Here is an 18,753-nt window from a genome sequence, read left to right on the forward strand (position 1 = left end):
ACAGCGCTCTGCCCCCGAGTGCCGGAGCAGCCGGGGGCAGAGCGTGCGCGATCACTCCCGCCGGGCGGGAGGGCGGCTCAGCTGGGCTTGGGCTTGCGGTTCTTGGCCTTGCCGCGCTCGGTCTGGTCCAGCACGACCTTGCGGATGCGGACGCCGGCCGGGGTGACCTCCACGCACTCGTCCTCGGCGCAGAACTCCAGCGCCTGCTCCAGGTTCAGGATCTTCGGCGGGATCAGCCGCTCCAGCTCCTCGGAGGTGGACTTGCGCATGTTGGTGAGCTTCTTCTCCTTGGTGATGTTCACGTCCATGTCGTCCGGACGGGAGTTCTCACCGACGATCATGCCCTCGTAGACCTCGGTGCCCGGCTCGACCATCATCGAGCCCCGCTCCTGCAGCGAGAACATCGAGTACGTCGTCGCCACGCCCTGGCGGTCGGCGACCAGCGAGCCGGTCGGCCGGGCGCGCATGTCACCCATCCACGGCTCGTAGCCCTCGAGGTTGTGGTTCAGGACGCCGGTGCCGCGGGTCTCGGTGAGGAACTCGGTGCGGAACCCGATGAGGCCGCGCGAGGGGACGATGTACTCCATCCGCGCCCACCCCGTGTCGTGGTGCACCAGGTTCTCCAGCCGTGCGCGGCGGACCGCGAGTGCCTGGGTCAGGGTGCCGACGTACTCGCCGGGGACGTCGATCGTGACCCGCTCGACCGGCTCGTGGAGCTTGCCGTCGATCTCCTTGGTGACGACGGTCGGCCGGCCGACGGTGAGCTCGAACTCCTCGCGGCGCAGCTGCTCGACGAGGATGGCCAGCGCCAGCTCGCCGCGGCCCTGCATCTCCCAGGTGTCGGGGCGGTCGGTGGGCAGCATCCGCACCGACACGTTGCCGACCAGCTCCTGGTCCAGCCGGTTCTTGATGAGCCGGGCGGTGAGCTTCTTGCCCGACTTGCCCGACAGCGGCGAGGTGTTGATCCCGATCGTGATCGAGATCGACGGCTCGTCGACGGTCAGCGGCGGCAGCGGGCGCGGGTCGTTCGGGTCGGCGAGGGTGTCGCCGATCATGATGTCCTCGATGCCGGCGATGGCGACCAGGTCGCCGGGGCCGGCGCTCTCGGCCGGGGTCCGGGTGAGGCCCTCGGTGACGAGCAGCTCGGTGATCTTGACGTTCTTGATGGTGCCGTCGGTCTTGCACCAGGCGACCTGCTGGCCACGCTTCATCTCACCGGAGTGGATGCGCAGCAGGGCCAGCCGGCCCAGGAACGGCGAGGCGTCGAGGTTGGTGACCTGCGCCCGCAGCGGCTCCTCGGCGTCGTACTCCGGCGCCGGGATGGTCTCGAGCAGCGTCTTCACCAGCGGGCCGAGGTCCGGGCTGTCGGGGACGGTGCCGTTCTCCGGGCGGTTGAGCGACGCCTGCCCGGTGCGGCCGTTGCAGTAGACGATCGGGAACTCGAGCGCGTCGACGTCCAGGCCGGTGTCCTCGAGCAGCTCCATGAACAGCTCGTAGCTCTCGTCGACGACCTCCTCGATGCGGGCGTCGCCGCGGTCGGTCTTGTTGACCGCGAGGATGACCGGCATCCCCTTGCCGAGCGCCTTGCGCAGCACGAAGCGGGTCTGCGGGAGCGGGCCCTCGGAGGCGTCGACGAGCAGCACGACGCCGTCGACCATGGAGAGGCCGCGCTCGACCTCGCCACCGAAGTCGGCGTGGCCGGGGGTGTCGACGATGTTGACGACGACGGGGTTGCCGTCCTCGTCCGCCAGGCGGATCGCGGTGTTCTTGGCCAGGATGGTGATGCCGCGCTCGCGCTCGAGGTCCATCGAGTCCATCACGCGGTCCTGCGTGGAGTCGTTGTCCGTCCCCTCGCCCTTGGCGCGGCCGAGCGCGCCGGCCTGACGGAGGAGGGCGTCGACCAGGGTCGTCTTGCCGTGGTCGACGTGGGCGACGATCGCCACGTTGCGCAGGTCGTTGCGGGTGGGCATGCGGAAGGGCACCTCAGGCAGGTCGGGGGCGCCGCGCGGACGCGCGCGGGCATCAGGTCAACAGCAACCGGAGCCGCGACCTTCCCTCCACTCTAGGTGCTCAGCGGGCGGGCGCCGTCTCCCGCGAGCGGTCGACCACCCCGAAGGTGAGGCCTGCGGCGACAACAGTGACCAGACTCACGGCGAACCAGGCCGGGAACCCGGCGCCCAGGGCCAGCACGTGGGCGAGCACGAAGGCGCCGACGTAGAGGGCGGCCAGCCCCGCGGTGACGGCGGGACCGCGCCGGCGGGCGGCGATCCAGGCGGCCCCGACGCCGCAGACGGCGAAGACCGCCCCGCCGAGCGCGCGGATGCCGGTGCCCTGCGCGATCCCGAAGCCGGCGGCCAGCCCGACGGCGACCAGGAGCGAGGCGGGGACGCGGGCGAGAGCGGAGGTCGACATGTTCCCCAGTGTCCCTGTCGACGAGTCGACCGCGCCGCCACCTGGCAGGGTCGCGGGCGTGCTCGCACGGACCCGCCTCCTGACGTTCGACGACGCCCCTGCGCTGACCCGGCTCGTCGTCGAGGACCGGGAGTTCCAGGCGCCGTGGGAGCCCGCCCGCGACGAGCGGTGGTACACCGAGGCGGGCCAGCGGGCCGACGTGCGGGCCGCCCTGGAGCGGCACGCGGCCGGGCTGTCACTCCCCTGCGTCGTCCTGGACGACGACGATGCCGTCGCCGGGCGGGTCACGCTGAACAACGTCGTCCGCGGCGCCTTCCAGTCCTGCAGCCTGGGCTACTGGGTCGCCTCGGCCGCCAACGGCCGGGGGCTGGCCACCGGCGCGGTCGGCGAGATGCTGCGGCGGGCGTTCGGCGACCTGGGCCTGCACCGCGTGGAGGCCGGCACGCTGCTGCACAACGCCGCCTCGCAGAAGGTGCTCGAGCGCAACGGGTTCACCCGCTACGGGCTGGCGCCGCGCTACCTCAGCATCGCCGGCCGGTGGCAGGACCACGTCCTGTTCCAGGTGCTCGACCCCGCGACGCCGTAGCCGTCCGGGACGTGCAGGAGGCCCCGGACGGCGAACCGTCCGGGGCCCCGGCGACGTGCTGGAACGGCCCCTCTGCAGGGTCCCGCGGCGAGCCTGCGAGGCGCGGGGGGCAGAGGGGTCCTTTCTCAGGCGGTGCGGAGCACGGCCTCGATCTCGAGCTCGACGTTGATCTTGTCGCCGACGACGACGCCGCCGCCGTCCATCGGCATGTCGATGTCCACGCCGTACTCCTTGCGGGAGATCTCGGTCTTGGCGCTGAAGCCGACGCGGGTGCCGCCGTAGGCGTCCGGGCCGAAGCCGTTGAGCTCGAGCTCCAGGACGACGGGCTTGGTGATGCCCTTGATCGTCAGGTCGCCCTCGACGGTCCAGTCGGCGCCGTCGGTCTTCACCGCAGTGGAGCGGAAGGTCATCTCGGTGTGGTTGCCCACGTCGAAGAAGTCGGCGGAGCGGATGTGCGCGTCACGCTGCTCCTGGCGGGTGTCGATCGAGTCCATGTTCACCTGGGCGGTGACGCGGGACTGGGTCGGGTCCTCGGCGGTCACGATCTCGCCCGAGAACTCGCGGAAGTAGCCGCGGACCTTGCTCACCATCATGTGGCGGACCGAGAAGCCCACGGTGGAGTGGCTCGCGTCGATGTCCCAGGTGCCGGCGATGTAGCCGGGGATCTGGACGGTGGTGGTGCTGCTGCTGCTGGTCATGGTGTCTCCCTTGGTCCTGCGGGGTGGGTCTCCGCCGACAGCGTAGTTGAGCGCTTGACTATTCCGCCAGTATTCTGAGGGCATGACCACGTCGGTGTCGCCGGAGTCCCTCCCCGCGGGTGAGCCGCGGTGGCTCGACCCGGAGGAGCAGAAGGCCTGGCGCGCCTGGCTCTACAGCGCCCAGCTGCTGCTCGACCGGCTCGACCGCGAGCTGAACCACCGCACCGGGATCTCGCACGCGTACTACGAGATCCTCGTCGCTCTCTCCGAGACGCCCGAGCGCATGATGCGGATGAGCGAGCTGGCCGACCGGTGCCTCTCGTCCCGCAGCCGGCTCTCGCACGCGGTCTCCCGCCTGGAGGAGCGCGGCTGGGTGCGCCGGCAGGTGTGCGCCGAGGACGGGCGCGGCCAGCTCGCCGTCCTCACCGAGGAGGGCTTCGCCGCGCTGGAAGGCGCGGCGCCGGTGCACGTCGAGGGGGTGCGCCGCGAGCTGTTCGACCAGCTCTCCCCCGCCCAGGTGGTCGCCATGCGCGACCTCGGCGAGACGCTGCTGCGCCACCTGGACGCCTCCCGCATCCCCTGACCCGGCCCGCCGGATCCAGCCGGTCGGGGCGAGATGCGCGGCATCGGGGTCGCCCCCGGTCGGGCGGCCCCGATGTCCCACATCTCGTGCGGACGCGCGAGGTCGCCCGGCTGCCCATCAGCCGGAGCCGACGTCGTCCGGGGGCAGCGGCCAGCGCGGCACCCCGGCGACGGCGCCGTCGGGCAGCCGGCCGGCGAAGCGCGGCGGACGCTTCTCCAGGAAGGCGGCCACCCCCTCGGCCGGGTCCGGCCCCTCCCCCAGCTCGACCAGCGCCCGCGACTCGGCCCGGTGCGCGTCCCACGGCGAGGCGGCGCCGAGCATCGACCAGAGCAGCTGGCGGGCGGCGCCCACGGCGAGACCGCTGGTGTTGGCGACGATCTCCCGCGCCAGCGCGTGGGCGGTGGGCAGCAGCTCGTCGTCGGGCACCACACGGGACACCAGCCGGCCGCGCAGCGCCTCGGCCGCGTCGAACACCCGCCCGGTCGCCACCCACTCCATCGCCTGGCTGATGCCGACCACCCGGGGCAGGAACCACGAGGACGCCGCCTCCGGCACGATGCCGACCCGGCCGAACACGAAGCCGAAGCGGGCCGACGCCCCGGCGATCCGGATGTCCATGGGCAGGGTGAGGGTCGCCCCGATGCCCACCGCCGGGCCGTTGACCGCGGCGATGACCGGCTTGCGCAGTGCGGCGAACGGCAGCGAGGCGACCCCTCCGGCGTCCCGCGGGTAGCCGCCGATGTCCTCGCTGAGCGGGCCGGGCGGGCGCACGCGGGTGCGCCGGTCGCCGAAGGTGTCGGGCCCGCCCGCGAGGTCGGCGCCGGCGCAGAAGGCGCGGCCGGCACCGGTCACGACCACCACGCGGACGTCGTCGTCGGCGTCGGCGGCCGCCGCCACCCGGGCGAGCTCGTCGGCCATGGTGAGGGTGAAGGCGTTGAGCCGGTCGGGGCGGTGCAGCGTCACCGTGGCGACGCCGTCGGCCACCTCGTACCGCAGCTCGGTCAGCCCGCCGGTCACCGGCCTGCTCCCAGCGCTCCGGTGACGGCCAGGCGGGCGACGGCGTCGAGGTGCTCGGCCTCGTCGCCCAGCAACAGCCGGTCCACCTTCGCCCGCCGCCAGTACAGGTGGGCGTCGTGCTCCCAGGTGAAGCCGATCCCGCCGTGCACCTGGATGAGCGTGGTCGCCGCCCGCTCGAAGGCCGTCGCCGCGCAGGCCTTCGCCGCCGACGCCGCCAGCGGCAGCTCGGCCGGGTCGCAGTCGGCCGCCCACGCCGCCCACCAGACCAGCGACCGCAGCTGCTCCACGCCCACCCACGCGTCGACCAGCATGTGCTTGATCGCCTGGTAGGAGCCGATCCGGCGGCCGAACGCCTCGCGCTCCTGGGCGTAGGCCACGCCCAGCTGCACGCACCGCTCGGCGCCGCCGAGGTCCTCGGCGGCCATGACGACGGCGCCCACCTGCCGGGCGCGGGCCCACAGCTCCCCGGCGTCCTGGGCCAGCACCCGGCGGGAGGTCAGCCGCACCGAGGCCAGCCCGCGGGTGGCGTCCATCGGCCGGCCGGGCACGACCTCGCCCTCCCCCACGACCAGGTCACCGCCGTCCAGGCCCAGGAAGAGGGCGGCATCGGCGGCGTCCACCGAGGGGGCGGAGCCGTCGACGCCGCCGTCGAGCACGGCGAACGCCGTCGAGCCGTCGGCGAGCTGCGCGGCCAGGTCCGGGGCGTCGGCGAGCAGGACGGCGGCGCGCGCGGCGGTGACGAGCGAGGGCGCCGCGAGCACGGCACCGCCCTGCTCGGCCACCACGGCGAGGTCCAGCAGCGGGCGGCCCGAACCGCCGGCGGACTCGGGGACGGTGATGCCCAGGAAGCCGATGTCGGCCAGCGCCTTGCGCCCGGGCTCGAGCCGGCCGCCCTCCAGGCCCGCCCGCGCCGCGGCCGGCGAGGCGTTGCCGCGGTAGAAGTCGCGGGCGCCGTCGGCGATGTCGCGCTGGTCGGCGTCGAGGTCGAAGTTCATCGCGTCCCTCCCGAGAAAGGAGCGGTCTTGTCGCTGCGGGGCTCCGGCGGCAGGCCCAGCACCCGCTCGCCGAGGATGTTGCGCAGCACCTGGTCGGTGCCGCCGGCGATGCTGATGCCCGGCAGCCAGGACTGGGTCCGCTGCCAGCGGTCGTCGCCGTCGGTGGTGGCGGCGTAGACGGCGTCGTCGCCCAGCAGCCGCACCCCGGCGTCGGCCATGAGGAGGCCGGCCTCGGTGCCGGCGAGCTTGCCGGCACTGGCCTCCGGCCCGGGGATGCCGCCCTGGCTGAGCACGGTGAGCCGCCGGTAGCCGGTGTAGCGGGCGGCGAGCGCGGCGACCACCGCGCGCCCGACCGCCTGACGGGCCAGCACCTGGCGCTCCGGTGGCAGGTGCGGCAGCCGCTCGCGCGCGTGCCGCGCGAACTCCTCGACCGGCGCGCCGATCGCGCCCCCGGCCCCGCCGATCGCCACCCGCTCGTTCATCAGCGTCGTCAGCGCGACCCGCCAGCCCTCGCCCGGCTCGCCGAGCCGCTCCTCGTCGGGGATGCGGACGTCGTCGAAGAAGACCTCGTTGAAGTCGGCCTGCCCACCCATCTGACGCAGCGGGCGCACCGTCACGCCGGGGGCGTGCATGTCGACGACGAACATCGTCAGACCGGCGTGCTTGGGCTTCTCCGGGTCGGTGCGGGTCAGCAGGATCCCGAAGTCGGAGACGTGCGCGAGCGTCGTCCACACCTTCTGCCCGTTGACCACCCAGCCGTCGCCGTCGCGGACGGCGGTGGTGCGCAGCGCCGCGAGGTCCGAGCCCGACGCCGGCTCGCTGAACAGCTGGCACCACACGTCGTCGGCGCGCAGCAGCCGGGCGAGGTAGCGCTCGCGCTGCTCCGGGCTGCCGTGGGCGATGACCGTCGGCCCGCACATGCCGATGCCGATGTGGTTGATCAGCGTGGGCACCCGGGCGCGGGCGAGCTCCTGGCCGACGATCGCCTGCTGCACCAGCGTGCCGCCCTGGCCCCCGTACTCGCGGGGCCAGGTGACGCCGACCAGCCCGGCCTCGGCGAGCACCCGCTGGGTGCGGCGCATCTCGGCCTCGTGGGTGCGGGCGTCGATGCCCTCCTGGCCCGGCTCGAGGTGCAGCAGCTCGCCGGCGTGCTCCTCGAGCAGGGCGCGCACCCGCGCCCGGTACTCGGCCTCGTCGGGGCTGTCGTCGAAGTCCACGGGCACGCCTCTCGTCGGGTGGGCGGGTCGGCCGCAGCGTGACAGGCGTCACCCGGAGCGGTCAACGGTGACTGTTGCGGGCGCTCCGCCCGGCCTACTGTTCCGCGGATGAGCGCCGAGCCCGTCGGAAACGCCCCCGCCCCGGGGCCGCGTTCCCGCTCGGAGCGGACCGCCGGCAGCCGCCTGCTGATCCTCGACGCCGCCGTCGCCTGCCTGGTCGAGGAGGGCTTCGCCGGCGCCTCGACGCTCGCCGTCCAGGCCCGGGCCGGGGTGTCCCGGGGCCGGCTGCTGCACCACTTCCCCTCCCGGGCCGAGCTGCTGGTCGCCGCCGCCGCACACCTGTCCACGACCCAGCTGGACGAGGTGCGGCGCCGGGCCGCCGCGCTGATGGAGGACGAGCCGACCGGGCGGGAGCGGGTGGACCGCGCCATCGACCTGATGTGGGCGACGTTCCAGGAGCCCCCGTTCTGGGCGGCGATGGAGCTCTGGACGGCGGCGCGCACCGATCCCGACCTCCGGGCGGCGCTGCGCGGCGAGGAGCGCCGGTTGCGCGCCTCGATCGCCGCGGTGGCCGACGGGATCTGGGGCCCGGAGATCGCCGGCGCCCCGGTGTACGCCGACCTCTGCGAACTGCTCTTCACGAGCATGCGCGGGGTGGCGCTGGTCTACGCCTTCGAGGACCGGCCGGCCGCGACCGACCCGCACCTGGCGCTCTGGAAGCGGCTCTCCGCGCGGCTGCTCGCGCTCGACAGTCAGGGTTGACCGCCCCTCCCCCGGCCACCAGCATGACGCAGGTCACACTGCGCCTGGCTGAGGAGAAGCCCGTGAGCGTCCAGATCCCCGTCCTGCAGGGCCGCGGCATGACGATGAGCGACATGCTGGCCCGGCACGCCCGGACCACCCCGGACGCGCCGGCGGTGCGCTTCGAGGGGTCGGGCCGCTCCTACGCCGAGCTGGACGAGCGGGTCGACCGGCTGGCCAGAGCGCTGCACGCGCGCGGGGTGCGCACCGGCGACCGGGTGGCCGTGCTCGCGCTCAACGGCCCCGAAACGTGGGAGGCCTACCTCGCCGGCGTGCGGCTGGGCGCGGTCGTCGTCCCGGTCAACTTCCGGCTGGTGGCCGACGAGGTCGCCTACGTGCTCACCGATTCCGGCGCCGTCGCCCTGGTCGTGGACGCCCCGCTGGCGGAGGTCGCCGCCAAGGCGCGCGAGCAGGCACGGGCGGTCACGACGGCGCTGGTGATCGGCGGCGGGGACGCCGGGCCGGGCAGCGAGGACTACGCGGCCGCGCTCGCGGCGGCCGACGGCGAGCGGCTCGACGTCGTCGTCGACGAGGACGAGGCCGCGTTCATCATGTACACCTCCGGCACGACCGGGCGGCCCAAGGGCGCGGTGCTGACCCACCGGAACCTGACCATGCACGTGTTCAGCCAGATCACCACGCTGGGCTGGGACCCGGCCGACCGCGTCTCCGTCCCCGGGGCGCCGCTGTTCCACATCGCCGGGCTGGCCGGCGGGCTGCCGCCGCTGCTGCTCGGCGGGGTCCACGTGATCCTCCGGTCCGGCGCGTTCGACCCGGCCGCGACCCTCGACCTCATGGAGCGGGAGAAGGTCTCCAGCATCTTCCTGGTGCCGGCCATGTGGGCGGCCGTCCTGGCGGTGCCCGACCTGGCCGCGCGTGACCTCTCGTCCCTGCGCCGGGTCTCCTGGGGCGCGGCGCCGGCCTCCACCACCCTGCTGCGCGCGCTGATCGACGCCTTCCCGCAGGCCGAGGTGGTCACCGCCTTCGGGCAGACCGAGTGCAGCCCGGTCACCTGCCTGCTCCGCGGCGAGGACTCCGTGCGCAAGATCGGCTCGGTCGGCACGCCGATCCTGAACGTCGAGGTGCGGGTGGTCGACGAGGCGATGGAGGACGTGCCGCGGGGTGAGGTCGGCGAGATCGTCTACCGCAGCCCGATGGTGATGAAGGAGTACTGGGGCAAGCCGGAGGCGACCGCGGAGGCCTTCGCCGGCGGGTGGTTCCACTCCGGTGACCTCGTGCGCCAGGACGAGGACGGCTACTTCTACGTCGTCGACCGCAAGAAGGACATGATCATCTCCGGCGGCGAGAACATCTACTGCGCCGAGGTGGAGAACGTGCTGGCCGCCCACCCGAAGGTCGCCGAGGTCGCGCTGATCGGCGTGCCGGACACCCGCTACGGCGAGGCGCCGCTGGCCGTGGTCGCCCCCCGCGACGCCGCCGACCCCCCGACGTCGGAGGAGCTCGCGGCGTTCTGCCGGGATCGGCTCGCCCGCTACAAGAACCCGCGGGAGTACTCGGTGGTGGCCGCGCTCCCCCGCAACCCGAGCGGGAAGGTGCTCAAGACGGCGCTGCGGCAGGAGCACTCGGCCGGGTCGCTGGTCGCCGAGCCCGTCGTCTGAACCCGCCCCCCTCTCCCGGCGATCATGGCGCCGTGACCGCCCCGGGACCCCGGGGAGTGGTCACGGCGCCATGATCACGGGACATCGGTCAGCCGGTGGCGGTGTCGAACAGGTCGCGGGAGACCACGCCGGTGTCCGGGTTGTCGGTGAACATCCCGTCGATGCCGGCCTCCCAGAAGGCGACGTGCTCGGCCAGCGCGCGGCCGTAGTCGTCGGGGGCGGCCCCGTCCTGGAGCGCCGGCGGCAGGAACACGTTCTCGTTGCGGAACGTGTAGGGGTGCACCAGCAGCCCGGCCTCGTGCGCGTCGTCGACGAGCGCGGTCGGGGTGCCGAGCGTCCCGTCGGCGTCGCGCGGGATGACCTGGTTCTTCTCCGGCCCGACGCCTTCGGCGTAGGTGGCGATCTCCTGCAGCCCCTCGGCGGTGGTGAGGTCGGCGTAGGTGCGCGGGTCACCGGCGGCCGTGAAGTCGTAGGGCTGCCCCGAGGCCGACAGCAGCTGGACCAGCGGCACGCGCACCCCCTGCTCCTCCAGCTCGCGCAGGTTCGCCGTCTCGAAGGACTGGATGAAGACCGGCGAGGTGTGCTTGTGCACGCGCGCCTCGCGCAGGTCGGTCATCAGCGGCTCCTCGAGGGAGAGCCCGATGCCGTCGAAGTAGGTGGGGTGCTTGGTCTCGACGTAGACGCCGATCTCTCGGCGGAGCTCCTTGGAGAGCCGGGCCCGCAGCTCGAGCACCTCGTCGAGGGTCGGCACCTGGTAGAGGCCGTCGTAGAGGGTGTTCTCCTCGCGCACCTCGGGCAGCCGCTCGACGGCGCGGAGGGTGCGCAGCTCGGCGAGGGTGAAGTCCTCGGTGAACCAGCCGGTCAGCGGGGCGCCGTCGATGACCTTGGTGGTGCGGCGGGAGGCGAACTCCGGCCGGTCGGCGACGTCGGTGGTCCCGGAGATCTCGTTCTCGTGCCGGGCGACGAGGACGCCGTCCTGGGTGCTCACCACGTCGGGCTCGATGTAGTCGGCCCCCATCCGGGCGGCGAGCTCGTAGGAGGCCAGCGTGTGCTCCGGCCGGTAGCCGGAGGCGCCGCGGTGGCCGACGACGAGCAGGTCGTCGGCGAGCGCCGTGGCCGGCTCGGGGGCCGGCGGCTGCGGCGCCGCGGTCGCGGGGACGGCCGCCGGGACGGCGAGGGACAGGGGGACGGCGACCGCGACGGCGGCGACCGCGGCGCGCAGGCGGCGTGCTCGGGACATGGGGGCTCCCGCGGGCTCGGACGGCGACCATCGCCGTCGGCTCCGCGAGGTCATCCCAGCGGCACCAGGTGCCCGGGGCCAGTCGTGAGCGGCAACTCCCGGTGACGAACTGGTGGAACGCAGATGCCGCCGCTCAGCCGGCCCAGACCTCGCCGACCCGCGCCGCGACCGCGGCCGCCTGGGCCCGCCCCGCCCGGGCCGCGGGCTCCCGCGCGGCGGGGTCGAGGACGTTGCGGCCGATCGCCGCCCGGGCCGCCTCGTCCGGCGAGACGACCGCGACGCGCGACACCATGCCGGTGACCTGGGCGTCGACGCTGGCCAGCGGGCCGACCCCCCGCGGGATGGGGGCGAGCACGACGAGCCGGTCGTAGCCATGGGCGAGGTCGGCGTTGGCCGCCGAGCGCATCCCGCCGTCGACGTACCGGCGGCCGTCGATGGTGACCGGCGGATAGACCCCGGGCACCGCGCAGCTCGCGGCCACCGCCTGCACCAGCGGGATGCCGGACTCGCGGTCGAAGGTGCGGAACTCGCCCGTGGCGGCGTCCACCGCGGTGATGACGAGCGCCCGCTCCGGCCAGTCGCGGGAGACCAGCCGGGAGCCGATGACGTCGATCCGCTCTTCCTCGCTGGGGGTGAGCCCCGCCTTCTCCGCGGCGATCGCCAGGGTGCCGATCCGCCTGCGGAACTCCACGTCGCGGCCGCGGCTGGCCACCATCGCCCAGCCGTACCGGATCAGATTGCCGCGGGTCATCCGCGCGACCTTCTCCTGCGTCGGCGGCTCGAGCTGCCGGGCGTACATCGCCTCGAGCGGGGCGCCGCCGGTGAGCTGCGCGCCGACGACCGAGCCGGCCGACGTGCCGACGACGAGGTGGGCCCCGGTGAGGTCGACGCCCGCCTCGGCCAGGCCGGCGAGCACGCCGATCTCCCAGGCGATGCCGGTGATGCCGCCCCCGCCGAGCACGAGGGCGGTCCGCTGGTCGCTCATGGGCGACATCCTCACAGAATCCTCGACACAGCCTGTGAGCTGGGCCACCCTGTGGCTCAGGTCACCCGACGAGAGGAAACGAATGACCACCGTGCAGTCCGCCCCGGCACCCACCGCGGCCAGCTGGCCGCCCGGGCTGCCCCGGTCCCTGGACTACCCGAGCGCCCCGGTGGGCTCCGTCCTCCGGGCCGCCGTGCGACGGTGGGGCGACCGGACGGCGTTCGTCGACCACGACGTGCCGCTCACGTTCACCGAGCTCGGGGCCCGCGCGCACGCGGTGGCGGGCTGGCTGGCCGACCACGGCATCGGGCGGGGCGACGTCGTCGCCGTCCACATCCCCAACTGCCGGCAGTACCCGCCGCTCTACTACGGGATCCTGCTGGCCGGAGCCACCTTCTCCCCCACCAACCCGCTGCTGCCCGCCGCCGACCTCGCCGCCCAGCTCGACGACGCCGGCGCGACGGTGGTCGTCACCTGGGACCAGGTGCTGCCCTTCGTCCGGGGCGCGATCGGGCAGACCGGGGTGCGGACGGTCGTCGTCACCGGCGAGGCGCACATCCTCGACTTCGCCGCCCGCATCGGCGGCCTCGAGCCCACCGACGTCGACCTCGCCGACCTGCTGGCCGGCGACCCGACCGACCGGCACCTCGACGCCGGCGTCGACGTCGAGCACGACCTCGCGCACCTGGCCTACACGGGCGGCACCACCGGCGTCAGCAAGGGCGTGGAGCTGCCGCACCGCCAGGTCGTCACCAACGTCCTGCAGTCGGGCTGCTGGACCTCCGGGAGCCTCCCCGCCCTCGACGAGGAGGGGGACGTGACGCTGCAGCAGGTGCTCGGCCCCGACGAGTGCCCCACCCGCCTGGGCGAGGCCCGGATCATCAACCTGACGCCCTGGTTCCACGCCATGGGGGCGATCGGCTACCTCAACGGCATGGTCATGGGCGGCACGATGACCGTCATCCACATGCGGTTCGACCCGGCGAAGTACGTCGAGGACATGATCAAGCACGAGGTCACCTCCATCGGCGGGGCGCCGCCGGTCTTCGTGGCGCTGCTGCAGGTGCCCGGGTTCGCCGAGGCCGACCTCTCCCACGTCCGCGGGATCAGCAGCGGCGCCGCACCCCTGCCGGTCACGCTGATCGAGCGGATGCAGGCGCTCATGCCGAACGCCACGATCGGCGAGGGCTACGGGCTGACCGAGGTCACGATGATGGCCACCGGCAACCCGTCCTTCCGCTCGGGCACCCGCAAGCCGGGCACCGTCGGCGTGCCGATCTTCGACACCGAGATCAGCATCCGGCCGATCGGCGGCGGCGACCCGCTGCCGGCCGGCGAGCGCGGCGAGGTCTGCATCCGCGGGCCCCAGGTCATGCGGGGCTACGCGCACCGCCCCGAGGCCACGGCCGAGTCGATCGACGCCGACGGCTGGTTCCACTCCGGCGACGTCGGCATCCTCGACGAGGACGGCTACCTCTCGATCGTCGACCGCACCAAGGACATGCTGCTCTACAAGGGCTACAACGTGTTCCCCCGCGAGCTCGAGGAGATCCTGTTCGGCGTCCCGGGCGTCGCCGGCGCCGCGGTGGTCGGCCGGCCCGACGAGGAGGCCGGCGAGCTGCCGGTGGCCTACGTCGTCCGCAAGGACGGCGCCACGGGCGCGGCGCTGACCGCGGAGTCGGTCATGGCCGCGGTGAACGACAAGGTGACCCCGTACAAGCGGCTGCGCGACGTGCGGTTCATCGACGCGATCCCCGTCTCGGCGGCCGGCAAGGTGCTCAAGCGGGAGCTCGCCGCCCGCGAGCGCGAGGCCGTCGGGGGCTGAGCCGGTGCGTGCCGCCGCACCCCGTTCGGGTGCGGCGGCACGCGGCCGCGCTCTGCGCTCACTATCGTCCGCGGCGTGGAGGAGCAGCGGAACGGGCTGGAGACCGAGCACACCGGTGTGCGGATCGCGCACACCGAGCAGTCGCCGGTCCGCCAGGTGTTGCGTCGCGTCGTCATCGCGGCGGTCGTCCTCTTCGTCGTCGTGGTCGTGGTCTACCTGGACCGCGACGGCTACGCCGACAGCCGTGGCGACGAGATCTCGTTCCTCGACGCCACCTACTACGCGACGGTCAGCCTCTCCACCACCGGCTACGGCGACATCACGCCGGTCACCCCGGGCGCGCGGCTGACCAACGTCCTGCTGATCACGCCGCTGCGGATCATGTTCCTGATCGTCCTCATCGGAACGACCCTCGAGGCGCTCACCGCGCGCTCGCGCGAGGAGTTCCGCATCCACCGCTGGAGGTCCCGCGTGCGCCAGCACGTCATCGTGTGCGGCTACGGCACCAAGGGCCGCAGCGCCATCCGCTCCCTGCAGGCCAGCGGCACCCCGCTGGAGAAGATCGTCGTCGTCGATCCCGACCCACGGGCGATCGACGAGGCCAACGCCCTGGGCCTCACCGGCATCGTCGGCGACGCCGGCCGTACCGAGGTGCTGCGGCGGGCCGCCGTGGAGCGCGCCCGGTCGGTCATCGTGGCGGCCAACCGGGACGACTCCTCGGTGCTCATCACCCTCACCGTGCGTCAGCTCAACCCGAGCGTGCCGATCACCACGAGCGTCCGCGAGGAGGAGAACGCCAACCTCCTGCGGCAGTCCGGCGCGGACACCGTCATCACCACCTCGGCGACGTCCGGCCGCCTGCTCGGCCTCTCCACCGACAGCCCCCGCGTGGTCGCCGTCGTCGAGGACCTCGTGACCGGTGGCCAGGGCCTCGACCTGCACCAGCGGACCGCGACCAGGGACGAGGTGGGGCTCGGGCCGCGGCAGCTGCGCGACATCGTGCTCTCGGTGACCCGGGGCGGGCGCACGCTGCGCTTCGACGACCCGCTGATCGGCACCCTGCAGCCCGAGGACGTGCTCGTCGTCGTCAAGGCGCACGAGCCCGGGAAGACCATGCAGCCGCCCACGCAGTAGTTCTGTCGTCCTCCGGACGACACCGCGGCCAATGGCCGTTCCCCTGCTGCGCTGAGCGCGTCCGTCGTCCCTGCGCGGACCCTCCGGGCCCACTCGGGACGACCCTGCGGTCAGTGGGTGCGCACCCAGGTGGTGGTGGGTTCGTCGCGGCCGCGGAGCTCCACCTCGCCCGCCGGGTGCCAGTGCCCCCGCTCCTCCCGTGCCGCTGCCAGCACGGTCGGTTCGCTGGCGATCGCGCGGCCCGGGTGGTCCTTGGCCAGGTCGGTGAGCCGCGCCGCCTCGTTCACCGGGTCGCCGATCACGGTGTACTCCAGCCGGCTGGCCGCCCCCACCTGCCCGGCCCACACCCGGCCGCACGCCACGCCCACCCCGACGTCGACCTCCCCGGCGGCGGCGACGGCGTCGCAGATGCGCCGGGCCGCCCGCAGCGCGGCACCCGCCGGGTCGGGGTGGTCGGCCGGGGCGCCGAACACGCAGAGCGCGGCGTCGCCCTCGAACTTGTTCACCAGCCCGCCCTCGCCCTCGATCGTCTCCACGACGATCCCGAAGAAGCGGTTGAGCAGGCCGACCATCTCCTCGGGGCCCGTGCGGCGCACCAGCGCGGTGGAGCCGGCGACGTCCACGAACAGCGCCGCGACGGTGCGCTCCTCCCCGCCCAGCGAGACACCGGTCGCCAGCGCCCGCTGGGCCACCGTCGTACCGACGTGCCGGCCGAACAGGTCGCGCAGCCGCTCCCGCTCCGCCAGGCCGGCGGCCATGGAGTTGACCCCCTCCTGCAGCAGGCCGATCTCCCCGGCGTCGTCCACCACGACCTCGACGTCGTAGTCCCCCGCCTCGACCCGCTGCACCGCGCGCCGCAGGTCGCGCAGCGGCCGGCCCACGGCGCGAGCGGTGAGCACGGTGGCCAGCGCGCCGACCAGCAGCGCGACCACGACGAGGAAGACGACGGCGGCGCGACCGGGCCCCTCGGGGTTGCTCGGGTCCAGGTACAGCAGGACGACGCCGATCATCGGCACCCCGCTGGTGAGCCCCCAGGTCAGCAGCAACCGGATGCGCACCCCGAGGGTCAGCGCCCCGTCGGGCGGGTGGGCGGCCAGCGCGCGGGCGGTGACGGCGCGGGCGGCCCGGGCGACCAGCAGGTAGGTGACGCCGGCGGTGACCACGCCACCGAGCACGACGGCGACGGCGATCCGGGCGCCGACCCGGGCGTCGGGGAAGGTGACCGCCGCGACCGCGCCCATGAGCACCGCGCCCAGCAGCCACACGACGGCGGCGACGAGGGCGGTGTCCAGCGGGAGCCGCAGCGCCTGCCGCGCCTCCTCACCCGAGGGCTCGCGGCCGGCCACGAGCCAGCGGTTGGTGGCGCGCTGCCGCCGCAGCCCGGCGACCACCGCCAGCGGCAGGGCGACGGCGAGGTAGCCCGCGGCCGCCCAGAGCACCTCGGCGCGACCACCGCTCCCCCGGCTGCCCTCCACCCCGAGGAGCAGCAGGACCACGGTGCCGACGCCGATCAGGTTGGCGCCGACGACCAGTCCGACGATGACCGGGACGGCGAGGCGGCCGCTGGGCGCCCACTCGGCCATGTCGGTGAGCCGACGGCGCACGTCGTCGCCCGCGATGGTCACGACCGGCTCAACGAGCGCGGGGCGCGCACGGCACGGCCGCTCACCCGGTCGGGGCGGGGCGGGCGGCCGCGGGCCGCCCCGGCAGCGTGCGCCCGAGCGCCAGCGCGCCGATCCCGGCGAGGACGACGCCGATCAGCGCGACCCGCAGGCTGAACGCATCGGCCAGGATCCCGATCAGCGGCGGGGAGAGCAGGAACCCGATCCGCAGCAGCCAGTTGATCACCATCAGGCCCTGGCCGTGCGGCAGACCGGGGAGCTCGTCCGCGGCGTGGTAGACGGCCGGGATGAGGGTGGCGACGCCCAGGCCGGCCAGCGCGAAGCCGACCAGCGTGGTGGCCACCGAGGGGACGGCCAGCGCCAGCCCGAGACCCACCGCGGCCATCGCTCCCCCGGCCCGCGCGACCCGGCGCTCCCCGAACCGGTCGACGACGCGGTCGCCGGTCAGCCGACCCACGGTCATCGCCGCCATGAGGGCGACGAAGCCCAGGCCGGCCGTCGCGGCGCCGGCGTCGAGCTCGGTGCGCAGGTAGAGGGCGCTCCACGACGCACCGACGTCCTCGATCAGCGCGCCGCAGGCGGCGAGCAGGCCGAGCACCGCCAGCGCCGGGACTGCGGCCCGACGCCTGGGGCGCGCCAGCGGCACCTGCTCGGCGACCGGCTCGGGCTCGTCGGTGCCGGGGAGGACACCGCGGGAGACGACCAGGGCGGCCGCGCCGAAGACCACGGCGGAGACGCCGAGGTGCACGGTCAGGGGGATGTCGAGCCCGGCCGCCGCGGCGCCGAGCAGCCCGCCGGTGACCGCGCCGATGCTCCAGACGCCGTGCAGGGAGTTGATGATCGAGCGGCCGTAGAGCCGCTGGACCCGGAGGCCGTGCGCGTTCTGCGCGACGTCCACGACCGCGTCGAGGGCGCCGACCACCAGGAAGGCGGCGGCCAGGGCCGGCCAGTTCGGCGCGACCGAGACCGTCCACACGACCACGCCCAGCAGCGCAAGCCCGTAGGAGGCGACCCGGCCGGAGCCGAACCGGCGGTTGAGCGCGGCCGAGGACAGCCCGGCCAGCAGTGCGCCCAGCGGCACCGCCGCCAGCGCGGCCCCCAGTGCGGTGCTGCTCAGCTCGAGCTCGGCCTTGACCGCCGGCAGCCGTGGCACGAGCCCGGCGTAGAAGACGGCGTTGAGGAAGAAGCAGGCGGCGACGGCGATGCGGGCGCGGCGCAGGCGCGCGGGCTCGACGGTCGCGGAGGCGGAGGACATGGCTGGGTCGGGGCTCCTGGGCTCAGCCGGCGAACCGGAGCAGCGCGGCGCGGAGCTGCGCGGCGTCCATCGGGTCGGTGGAGAGGGCGCTGTGCAGGACCAGCCCCTCGACGAGGGCGTCGACCTCCCGGGCGGTCACCGGGTCGAGGTGGCGCTCCAGGCTGCGGCGGCTCCGGGACATCCAGTCCTGGGTCACCGCGCGCAGGTCAGCGTCGCGCGCCGCGGCGACGTAGAGCTCGACGGCGAGCACCAGGTCGCGCTGCGAGCCGAGCAGGTCGCCGGTGAGGTGCTCGACCAGCGCGTCGAGCGCCGCCGCGCGGTCGGGGGCGGCCGCCATCCGGGCGTCGAACCGGGCGGCGACGTCGTCGACGTGCCGCGTGAAGGCGGCGGCGAGCAGCTCGGTGAGCGAGCCGAAGTGGTAGGTCAGCGACCCGAGCGGCACGTCGGCGGCGCGCGCGATCGCCCGGTGCGTGGCCGCCGTGACGCCCCGTGCGGCGATGACGTCGAGGGTCGTGTCGACCAGGCGGTCGCGCCGGCCCGGATCGTGCCGGCGGGTGCGACGAACCACCGCAGGTGCCCCGCTCACGGGGCGGGCTCGCCCAGGCGGCGGAGAGCTCATCGGAACGAGCGTACGCATAGCGCCCCGGCGCGGGCGCGTGGGGGGGGGGGGGGGGGGGGGGGGGGGGGGGGGGGGGGGGGGGGGGGGGGGGGGGGGGGGGGGGGGGTGGGGGGGGGGGGGGGGGGGTGGGTGTGGTCGGGTCGGC

17 protein-coding genes are annotated in these 18,753 nt (G+C 74.5%); 6 read left to right on the forward strand and 11 right to left on the reverse strand.

The features are described from left to right. Positions 1-77: 77 nt before the first annotated feature. Positions 78-1,970, reverse strand: a complete 1,893-nt coding sequence (typA, locus tag ACI79P_RS20075; RefSeq protein WP_456582824.1) for a translational GTPase TypA — start codon at positions 1,968-1,970, stop codon at positions 78-80. A 100-nt stretch (positions 1,971-2,070) separates the two neighbouring features. Then, the gene (locus tag ACI79P_RS20080; RefSeq protein ID WP_456582825.1) at positions 2,071-2,412 is read right to left on the reverse strand and encodes a hypothetical protein; all 342 of its coding nucleotides are present in this window, start codon (positions 2,410-2,412) and stop codon (positions 2,071-2,073) included. Positions 2,413-2,470: 58 nt separating this feature from the next. Here ACI79P_RS20080 and ACI79P_RS20085 point away from each other — a divergent pair, with 58 nt between their 5' ends. Further along, positions 2,471-2,998: a GNAT family N-acetyltransferase gene (locus tag ACI79P_RS20085; RefSeq protein WP_456582826.1), complete on the forward strand. Its 528-nt coding sequence runs from the start codon at positions 2,471-2,473 to the stop codon at positions 2,996-2,998. A gap of 125 nt (positions 2,999-3,123) precedes the next feature. On the opposite strand, the gene ACI79P_RS20090 is transcribed toward ACI79P_RS20085, so the two are convergent. Continuing rightward, positions 3,124-3,696, reverse strand: a complete 573-nt coding sequence (locus tag ACI79P_RS20090) for a YceI family protein (protein WP_456582827.1) — start codon at positions 3,694-3,696, stop codon at positions 3,124-3,126. Between the two features lie 82 nt (positions 3,697-3,778). On the opposite strand from ACI79P_RS20090, the gene ACI79P_RS20095 reads away from it, so the two are divergent. Next, positions 3,779-4,279, forward strand: a complete 501-nt coding sequence (locus ACI79P_RS20095; protein WP_456582828.1) for a MarR family winged helix-turn-helix transcriptional regulator — start codon at positions 3,779-3,781, stop codon at positions 4,277-4,279. Positions 4,280-4,396: 117 nt separating this feature from the next. On the opposite strand, the gene ACI79P_RS20100 is transcribed toward ACI79P_RS20095, so the two are convergent. The 3 genes from ACI79P_RS20100 to ACI79P_RS20110 are packed head-to-tail and all read right to left on the reverse strand — an operon-like array spanning position 4,397 to position 7,508. Next, complete coding sequence (locus ACI79P_RS20100; protein WP_456582829.1) at positions 4,397-5,296, reverse strand: enoyl-CoA hydratase-related protein; 900 nt, start codon at positions 5,294-5,296, stop codon at positions 4,397-4,399. Then, complete coding sequence (locus ACI79P_RS20105) at positions 5,293-6,291, reverse strand: acyl-CoA dehydrogenase family protein (protein WP_456582830.1); 999 nt, start codon at positions 6,289-6,291, stop codon at positions 5,293-5,295. Before ACI79P_RS20105 ends, ACI79P_RS20100 begins: the two co-directional genes overlap by 4 nt. Beyond that, complete coding sequence (locus tag ACI79P_RS20110) at positions 6,288-7,508, reverse strand: acyl-CoA dehydrogenase family protein (protein ID WP_456582831.1); 1,221 nt, start codon at positions 7,506-7,508, stop codon at positions 6,288-6,290. The genes ACI79P_RS20105 and ACI79P_RS20110 overlap by 4 nt, the downstream gene beginning before the upstream one ends. Positions 7,509-7,616: 108 nt before the next feature. Between ACI79P_RS20110 and ACI79P_RS20115 the strand changes: the two genes are divergently transcribed. Beyond that, on the forward strand, positions 7,617-8,270 hold the full coding sequence (locus ACI79P_RS20115; protein ID WP_456582832.1) for a TetR/AcrR family transcriptional regulator: 654 nt from the start codon (positions 7,617-7,619) through the stop codon (positions 8,268-8,270). Between the two features lie 62 nt (positions 8,271-8,332). Then, positions 8,333-9,928, forward strand: a complete 1,596-nt coding sequence (locus ACI79P_RS20120) for a long-chain-fatty-acid--CoA ligase (protein ID WP_456582833.1) — start codon at positions 8,333-8,335, stop codon at positions 9,926-9,928. An 88-nt stretch (positions 9,929-10,016) separates the two neighbouring features. Here ACI79P_RS20120 and ACI79P_RS20125 read toward each other — a convergent pair whose 3' ends face one another. Together ACI79P_RS20125 and ACI79P_RS20130 are read right to left on the reverse strand one after the other, a co-directional pair. Beyond that, a complete protein-coding gene (locus ACI79P_RS20125) occupies positions 10,017-11,168 on the reverse strand; it encodes a glycerophosphodiester phosphodiesterase (protein WP_456582834.1) in 1,152 nt (383 codons plus the stop codon). Positions 11,169-11,301: 133 nt separating this feature from the next. Beyond that, on the reverse strand, positions 11,302-12,153 hold the full coding sequence (locus tag ACI79P_RS20130; RefSeq protein ID WP_456582835.1) for a patatin-like phospholipase family protein: 852 nt from the start codon (positions 12,151-12,153) through the stop codon (positions 11,302-11,304). Between the two features lie 82 nt (positions 12,154-12,235). Between ACI79P_RS20130 and ACI79P_RS20135 the strand changes: the two genes are divergently transcribed. Both ACI79P_RS20135 and ACI79P_RS20140 read left to right on the forward strand, forming a co-directional pair. Beyond that, positions 12,236-13,978, forward strand: a complete 1,743-nt coding sequence (locus ACI79P_RS20135; RefSeq protein WP_456582836.1) for a class I adenylate-forming enzyme family protein — start codon at positions 12,236-12,238, stop codon at positions 13,976-13,978. Between the two features lie 75 nt (positions 13,979-14,053). Beyond that, positions 14,054-15,112, forward strand: a complete 1,059-nt coding sequence (locus tag ACI79P_RS20140) for a potassium channel family protein (protein ID WP_456582837.1) — start codon at positions 14,054-14,056, stop codon at positions 15,110-15,112. 110 nt (positions 15,113-15,222) lie between these two features. On the opposite strand, the gene ACI79P_RS20145 is transcribed toward ACI79P_RS20140, so the two are convergent. Genes ACI79P_RS20145 through ACI79P_RS20155 form a run of 3 tightly spaced genes read right to left on the reverse strand, consistent with a single transcriptional unit; the run spans position 15,223 to position 18,575 of the window. Next, positions 15,223-16,737, reverse strand: coding sequence for an adenylate/guanylate cyclase domain-containing protein (locus tag ACI79P_RS20145; protein WP_456582838.1), 1,515 nt, complete (start codon positions 16,735-16,737; stop codon positions 15,223-15,225). Between the two features lie 40 nt (positions 16,738-16,777). Beyond that, positions 16,778-17,989 carry an MFS transporter gene (locus tag ACI79P_RS20150; RefSeq protein WP_456582839.1) on the reverse strand — a complete coding sequence of 404 codons (1,212 nt, stop codon included), beginning with the start codon at positions 17,987-17,989 and terminating at the stop codon, positions 16,778-16,780. A 22-nt stretch (positions 17,990-18,011) separates the two neighbouring features. After that, positions 18,012-18,575, reverse strand: a complete 564-nt coding sequence (locus tag ACI79P_RS20155) for a TetR/AcrR family transcriptional regulator (protein ID WP_456582840.1) — start codon at positions 18,573-18,575, stop codon at positions 18,012-18,014. Positions 18,576-18,753: the final 178 nt, after the last annotated feature.

The sequence above is a fragment of the Blastococcus sp. SYSU DS0510 genome (assembly GCF_054050835.1).

Bases quoted from the DNA above. Each gene is read 5' to 3' on its own strand.
- ACI79P_RS20115 (WP_456582832.1), top strand. From the start codon at position 7,617: ATGAGCGCCGAGCCCGTCGGAAACGCCCCCGCCCCGGGGCCGCGTTCC.
- ACI79P_RS20105 (WP_456582830.1), bottom strand. From the start codon at position 6,291: ATGAACTTCGACCTCGACGCCGACCAGCGCGACATCGCCGACGGCGCC.
- ACI79P_RS20080 (WP_456582825.1), bottom strand. From the start codon at position 2,412: ATGTCGACCTCCGCTCTCGCCCGCGTCCCCGCCTCGCTCCTGGTCGCC.
- ACI79P_RS20135 (WP_456582836.1), top strand. From the start codon at position 12,236: ATGACCACCGTGCAGTCCGCCCCGGCACCCACCGCGGCCAGCTGGCCG.
- ACI79P_RS20130 (WP_456582835.1), bottom strand. From the start codon at position 12,153: ATGAGCGACCAGCGGACCGCCCTCGTGCTCGGCGGGGGCGGCATCACC.
- ACI79P_RS20090 (WP_456582827.1), bottom strand. From the start codon at position 3,696: ATGACCAGCAGCAGCAGCACCACCACCGTCCAGATCCCCGGCTACATC.
- ACI79P_RS20095 (WP_456582828.1), top strand. From the start codon at position 3,779: ATGACCACGTCGGTGTCGCCGGAGTCCCTCCCCGCGGGTGAGCCGCGG.
- ACI79P_RS20125 (WP_456582834.1), bottom strand. From the start codon at position 11,168: ATGTCCCGAGCACGCCGCCTGCGCGCCGCGGTCGCCGCCGTCGCGGTC.
- typA (WP_456582824.1), bottom strand. From the start codon at position 1,970: ATGCCCACCCGCAACGACCTGCGCAACGTGGCGATCGTCGCCCACGTC.
- ACI79P_RS20150 (WP_456582839.1), bottom strand. From the start codon at position 17,989: ATGTCCTCCGCCTCCGCGACCGTCGAGCCCGCGCGCCTGCGCCGCGCC.